Source organism: Vibrio sp. 10N.222.46.A1 (genome assembly GCF_041473595.1).
Classification (GTDB): Bacteria; Pseudomonadota; Gammaproteobacteria; order Enterobacterales; family Vibrionaceae; genus Vibrio; species Vibrio tasmaniensis_A.
In genome coordinates this window covers 1-6337 of record NZ_JBFRSN010000701.1, presented here as the reverse complement: position 1 = coordinate 6337, position 6337 = coordinate 1, and the positions used below count along the sequence as shown (strand labels likewise).

Here is a 6337-nt window from a genome sequence, read left to right as displayed (position 1 = left end):
CACCTATACCTGCTTCCCCATATTTTTTTAGATTAGGATCGCGTTTGAGTCTTTTGTCGATGATTGTCATCAAATCTTTGGTTCTCCAACTATCTAAGCTTTCGCGATTGCTTGTATCTGTCATTGGTAAACAGTAGTCGATACGTTGGTTGCGAGCATCTAAGCGAGTGGTATAAAGATCCGCTGTATAAGCAGCAACACGAACACCGATCATTAAAGCTTGATACTCAGGGCTATCGGGCTCTTGATAGTGCTCAACGTAATAACGCATAGAGGCAGGGTTATGTTTACTGCCATACTTATCAATGTCTATCTCTATCTCTTCTGCCGTTAGACTCCCAAAGGAGCACCATACGGTTAAGCTTAAGACGCTCCATCTTTTCATCACTAATCCCTCCACTTTATACTGTTTATATTATCAGTTTTTCTGACTCCCCACTTGGGCTGCTTAATAATTAACCATTATTTATAGATTAAGAGCGGGATTTATCCTCTTCCTTTTGTGTTGGCTGCAAGGTTGATGGTGGCTCAACACGGTTACTGGTACTCTCAAATTGACCGCGAGTTTCATCCACGATTTGTGAGTGGTTGTCGGGGTTGTAATAACGCTCTGTGCCGCCGTGTTTCTGATGCTGATCCAGCACCGTTTGACCGGTATTACCTAGAGCCTTGCCTTTAAATTGTTCCCCCACCATCTTTTGCCACTCGGCTTGGGTCGGCTCAGAATTAAAGGTACGTTCGTGCTCTTCTTGCGTGGGTAAGCTTGCGAGCACAAAATCTTTAAACGTATCGGTTGTTTTAAATGCTTCCCATTCATTAGATCGAGATTGGCGAGAGTCATCATTATTGCCCGTTAGGATTTGTCGAGCTTTTCCTTCTTTATCAGCATATTTTTCCTCAACAAACTCTTGGAACGGCTTTTCCAGTTTCTCAGTCAGGCTGGCCATATGACGTTGCTCTTGGCTGTTGACTTGACTGAGCGTATTGACCTCTTGTTGAGCTTGTGTCGTGGACGTAATTAAACCTTGCGTCTCACTAAAGTTCGCCGTAAAGCCAGTGGCGTAAGTGCCCATCTCCGTATTACGTTCATCGGTCGAGAGGCGGTTGCTCGCCTCGATGGTTTGGTTGGCACCAGAGCGGTAGGATTCGATGGCGGCTTGCATTTGGCTTTGTTGTTCGTTGCTCATGCTGCTGAGCGTTTCACGCTCTTCCTGTGTCCATTTTTGTCCCGTGGACACGTTCACACTCCCATTAAACCCTACGGCGTCACCGAGAGCGCCGCTTGACAGTCCAGCGTTCACGTCATAACCGCCGTACGCTGAGTGTAAGAAGGCATTCGCTTTCTCATGGCTCCATCCGGTTGCCGCACTGACTTGCTCAGTGGCGGAGTTGACCTGCTCTAAGCCTTTTGAAGCCGCCGCACTCGCGCCGTGTCCATGAGTTAAACCATAACCTTGGGTTGACGAATAACTCTCTTTCCAATCGGCCATCAATTGAGAGCCACTTTGTGTGCTTTGCGACAAGGCCGCTTGTTGTGTCGAAAGGTTGGATTGAGCGCTAGTATGCAAGCCTTGCACCGCTTCACTGTATTGACTAGAGCTGGCGACATTCCACTGGAAATTCGACGCGGTAGGGCTAGTGTCATACACCGTTCTATCACCGTATTGCGTTGAAAGCATACCGTCTTCGCTTTGCGTGGTACTGCCGTGTTGTTTCAGCAATGTCGACGTATCAAACTTATTGCCATTGACGTTATTAAACGTGTGGGTCTGCATTTGCGTATTACCGTGGCTGATGTCACCGCTTGAGGCCGCTGCCGACGTACGGGCATTGGTTTGGTTTATCATCCCCGCCAGTTGGTAGTTTAAGCTGCTCATCATGGCCGCTGCGCCCTTGGTTAACGCCAAAGCAATCGCGGGGGTGGACATCATCAAGTATCCGGTAATGGAGGCGTAACGCGTGTTGACGTAATCAATGCCGCTCATGTTCGAGAGGGTAATGCCGCGTAACCCTTGTGTCGCGCCCTGGGTCGCCCCTTCTAAGAACCACATCATTATAGCGTTGAGGATGGTGAATATCATAGGCCAAGTGGCCAGATAGAAAAAACTGCCAACGTAGTTTTTAAGGACAGGCAGCGCCATATGTGGCAGCAAGGCAATGATGGCAATGATCGCCCCAAAGCAGACAAACAAAATCACTCCTATCGAGTGCATCATTGGAATGAACTCTTTGGCTTGCAGCCCAATGTTGGCCCACATGGTGGTGGTTTGCATTTGGTTGGCGGTGTAGGCGTAGTTGGCCGCGATACCTCGGTGCGTGTTTTCGATGTTCCATCGCGTCATGTTGATGACCATGTTCTGTTTTAAAATATCGACCGCGTTGTTACTGACCCCAATTAAATCTTGGTGACTATTCTCGATGGCGTTTCTTAAGAACGTTGATTGGATGTTGCTCTCTCGTCCCAAGATATACGCGCCCAGTTTATTCATGGTTTGATTGGCCTCTTCATCAAATTGTTGAGTGAGTTCAGGAAACGCGTCGCGGCAGGTTCTGTATTGACCCTGGGGGTTATAGAGCCCACGAATGGGGGACATCGATTTTGTGGCGAGAAAACCCAGCAAATCCGGTGCTTGCAGGATGTTTTGCATGGTGTATTTTTTGTTAATTCGAATGTCTCCGACGATGCAGTTGTGATAAAAGTCTTTCCAATAGCGTTGCAGATCAATGGTTTCGGCGTTGGCGCTACGAAGCAACGTGTATAAATTCGAACCAAACACCATGCCTGAGGAGCTGTAGCTTTCATCCTCTGTACTGCTAAAGACGATTTCAATGCCTTCGGTTAAGCCGTGCATGAACGTGGTGGCCGCCCAACCGGGTATTGCGACGATGTAAGGCACGTTATTCACGTAATAAATGCGCATAGGATTTTGCGCGTCATTGATATGGACGGTGGCTTTCATGCTGATAAGAAAAGTGGGGATAGCCAAGTAAATGAACATAAAACGCATCACATGTTTCGCGTCTCGAGACACAAAAAATAGGGTGGCACTGATGATAAAGGCCAGTTGTAAGGCGATTTCGATTAACGAGCCAAAGGTGTTGGTGGTAAAAAAAGTGGCGACGGCGTTCAAGGCTCGTTGTAATTGAGGGCCTGCGCCATAGAGATAAAAGTCTAAGGTCATTGGGGATCTCCTTTAATGGCCAAAGGTGAGGTTCGATAGGGTAGCGTCACTTGCCGATTGGCTAAGGAGCTTTCGTTTGCGTTTTAAGCGCTCAGTGAGGGCTAAGTACGCGTTCAATTTTGTTTTGTGACGGTCTCGAATGGTTTGTAAGTAATCCCTTGCACTGTTGATGCCTTCGAGAGTGCGATTGACGTCGGTTGGGTTAACCGAAGCGAGGTTGGTCATGGATTGATTGACGATCATCAGCATGTTGTTGAGATAGGCATGCAAGAGATCGGCGGCAATATTTTGAGCGTATAAATGGCTTTCTGGTTGTAGGTTGAGGTGCGCATCATCAATGAGCATTGCTAAGATAGGAATGTCACTGAGTTCAACAAAGCTCTTCTCTGAGTCGGTGATAGGTTGGTCAGATTGTAAGTGGGCATAGAGCGTATCGACGGTGTGGCGCACTTTGGCGTTAAAGGCTTGGCTTTCATTTAGGCTGATGGCGCTTAGGCTCATCGAAAGGCAGGTCTCGGTGTTGTCGCATCGATACACCTCCAAATCCCCTCCGGTCAAAAGGGCGTTAATGGCGGTGTCGTTACCCACTAACATGGCCGGAATGTAGCTTGGCGTCCCCTGCGCGTCGTAAATGACGGTGCCAGTGAGGCTTACGATAAACTCGGCGACCTCTTGATTGTCTTGAAGGTAAGCGCTTTTCATGAGCGCATCCCACACCACATTTAAGTTCACTTTCACTGCGTGCGCCGTGGCGTCATCGGTGTTGCTAGCCAGTGTGCTCTGGTTGGTACGGACGTTGCGACATTCGTGTTGCGCTTCTAACCAATCAGCGAAAGCGTTGCTTTGCGTGCCTAGGGTGGCGCAGGCATGTCGCTTGGCTTCCCCATCGGTAAAGGCCGCTAAACCAGAGACCGCCGATTGCGCTACTTGGCAAGAGTTCATCGAGGTGGTGAGGAACTGATCAGCAATGGCTTGCAGTTTGTCCCGATTCTCTTTGATGCTCGGCGCCCAAGTTTGCAGCGCTAAATCCACCGCGAAGGGCACGGCGTTGGCAATGACGGCTTTACCAAAAGCCACCAGTTGGTCAGAGTTAATATGAGAAAAGCCGCCCATAAAGGCGTCAATGCCACCGCACCCTGCGCTGACAGAAGGCAAGGTGATGGCGGCCAGTTGAATGTTTTTGATGTTGGTGCGAGCAAACAAACTGCCCGCATTATAGTAGGTGGCGGATTGACCCTGATAGGCACTTGGGTTCGTGATGTTGCTGTTAAAACTGCTGTCATCCCAAAAGCTGTTCATGGCGTCGCCCAAGCCGCCGGCATGAAGTGAACATGAAAGACTCATTAAGAGAGTCAGGAGGGTAGGTCGCGTCATTGTAAACTCTCCATGATGGCCACATCGGCGCGCAAGGCTTGGTAGCTCTTAAGCAGCTCAGTGTATGGAACATTGCCTTCACTCAAACGCACGTACTTACCATTGCTGACGTTGATTAAGAACGTGGCGGGCGTAATGGCGTTTTTGAGATCCCCAAAAAACGCAGCGGTGATGTCAGAGTTGGTCGGTATAGGCGTCGCGTAACCGGGGATGGGTTGTCCGTCAAAGGAGAAATCGTACACAGGTAGTTGAGTAGTTTGCTCTAGCCGCTTCATGGTTGGGGCAAAGTGGTGACACTCAGCGCACTGACTAAAATGGAAGAACACCAAGGCGTATTGGCCTGTCATCGCATGAGGGGGTTGCGCTTGAGTGAGGGAGGTTGAGGCGAGCGTCATCAGCGTACTCAACAATAACGTGCGGATAAAAGCGTTCATCGGGGCGTCCTTAAGTTAAAAGTCGCTGTCTTGGTAATTGGTCGCGACGTTGTGAAAGCGAGAGAGCAAGTCTTTTTGTGAAATGAAGCCGTAGGCGAGGGGCTTGAGTGCTTTGGTGTGGATATTGGCCAGCATTAAAGCCGGTGTGTAGCGCACCTGTACACGCCCTGTCTTATCAATACGGTTTTCATTAATCGTCTCAAAGGTCTGACCGTCTTTGCTGATCCCGACCAGTTCGATGTGGTACCGGTGGGCAAAGTCTTGGATTGAGGGTGCTAGGGTTTGAGATAAGGCGTCTTGCCCTTCGTAGATGAAGTAGAGGCCCCAACCTTCTTGTACCAATTGACGCACAGTGGCTTCGTTTTTGAGTTGGATACCTTGATAGTACGTCGCTCTTGCGGCTTGCTCTGTGGGGCGGTCTTTGGTGTACGAGTATTCGGGGTGTTCGTTGATGAGCTTTTTGAAGGTCATGCCCGTTTGCGTGGTCTTGCCATCGATGAATTTTTTCAGCTTCATCAATTTTAGATTTTTCTCTTCATCGGTTGGGTTAATGGTGGCATCGTTTAACGCTTCATCAAACGCGCGGTGGAACCATTGCATCTGCTCGGTGGCGCTCATCACGGTAGAGACGCTGTTGGGGGGGAGGCTCTCCTCCTCTTTGGGAGGGACTTTGGGCGCTTTGGTCTCGTTATACCAGCGCCACCCCTTGGGGGGCTCATCGGCGATACTGTGAAAGGCCAATAAAGCCAACAACATTAACGGTAGGGGTTTGATTGTTAATCGGTTAATTGAGTTGTTCACCGTTTTTGTGGATAAGTCCTTCATGGTGTGACCTCATTATTGCCAGAAACTCAGCATCTTGTGGGTGCGCGTGTGAAATAACGTCCAAAGTGCTTCATCAATGCCACGCTGTTGTTGGTGCCTCATCATTTCTTGCTTGAGCTGATGGAGTTTTCGTTTGAACAGAAGATGCCGAATAAGGGTGATGGCAAACCCGGTTGTCGACAGGGTGGCCACAAGTAAAGGGAGTAGGGGATCCATATCATGTCCTCATCATTGATTAAGTTAATGGCGATAAGCGCTGTGTAATCGCTCTTGGATTTCTGTGGCCGAAGGCAGGTTGGTGTTGCCGTGCATGTCGTCGTAGAAGTCCGAAAAGTCGAGGCGTTCAAAATCTATGTCTTGAAGCTGCTCGGGGGTAAGGGCGCCGCAAATGGGGTGTTTGGCGGTTCCCAGACTGATGCCAAGTTGACCTTTCGAGCCTTGCTCTTGGATGATGCGCGCCAATTTGCTATCAAAGACGCAGTAGGTCTTCTTTTCCCGGATACACGCGCCTAAGACCTTTTC

7 protein-coding genes are annotated in these 6337 nt (G+C 49.3%); all 7 read right to left on the bottom strand.

Annotation, left to right across the window (positions count from 1 at the left end; genetic code table 11):
- Positions 1-385 (bottom strand): hypothetical protein (locus AB4496_RS18645; RefSeq protein WP_372131595.1); only part of this gene is annotated, 385 nt, incomplete at its 3' end.
- Between the two features lie 88 nt (positions 386-473).
- A complete protein-coding gene (locus tag AB4496_RS18640; protein ID WP_102257492.1) occupies positions 474-3182 on the bottom strand; it encodes a conjugal transfer protein TraG N-terminal domain-containing protein in 2709 nt (902 codons plus the stop codon).
- A gap of 12 nt (positions 3183-3194) precedes the next feature.
- Positions 3195-4556, bottom strand: a complete 1362-nt coding sequence (locus AB4496_RS18635) for a conjugal transfer protein TraH (protein WP_102257493.1) — start codon at positions 4554-4556, stop codon at positions 3195-3197.
- On the bottom strand, positions 4553-4990 hold the full coding sequence (gene traF / locus AB4496_RS18630) for a conjugal transfer protein TraF (RefSeq protein ID WP_016799993.1): 438 nt from the start codon (positions 4988-4990) through the stop codon (positions 4553-4555). Before traF (AB4496_RS18630) ends, AB4496_RS18635 begins: the two co-directional genes overlap by 4 nt.
- A 15-nt stretch (positions 4991-5005) precedes the next feature.
- The gene (gene traF, locus AB4496_RS18625) at positions 5006-5815 is read right to left on the bottom strand and encodes a type-F conjugative transfer system pilin assembly protein TraF (RefSeq protein ID WP_170962716.1); all 810 of its coding nucleotides are present in this window, start codon (positions 5813-5815) and stop codon (positions 5006-5008) included.
- A gap of 12 nt (positions 5816-5827) precedes the next feature.
- Entirely contained in the window at positions 5828-6031 is a 204-nt protein-coding gene (locus AB4496_RS18620) for a hypothetical protein (RefSeq protein WP_016799995.1), read from the bottom strand.
- Between the two features lie 24 nt (positions 6032-6055).
- Positions 6056-6337, bottom strand: a 282-nt coding sequence (traN, locus tag AB4496_RS18615) for a conjugal transfer protein TraN (RefSeq protein ID WP_372131593.1), incomplete at its 5' end; no start/stop codon positions are given.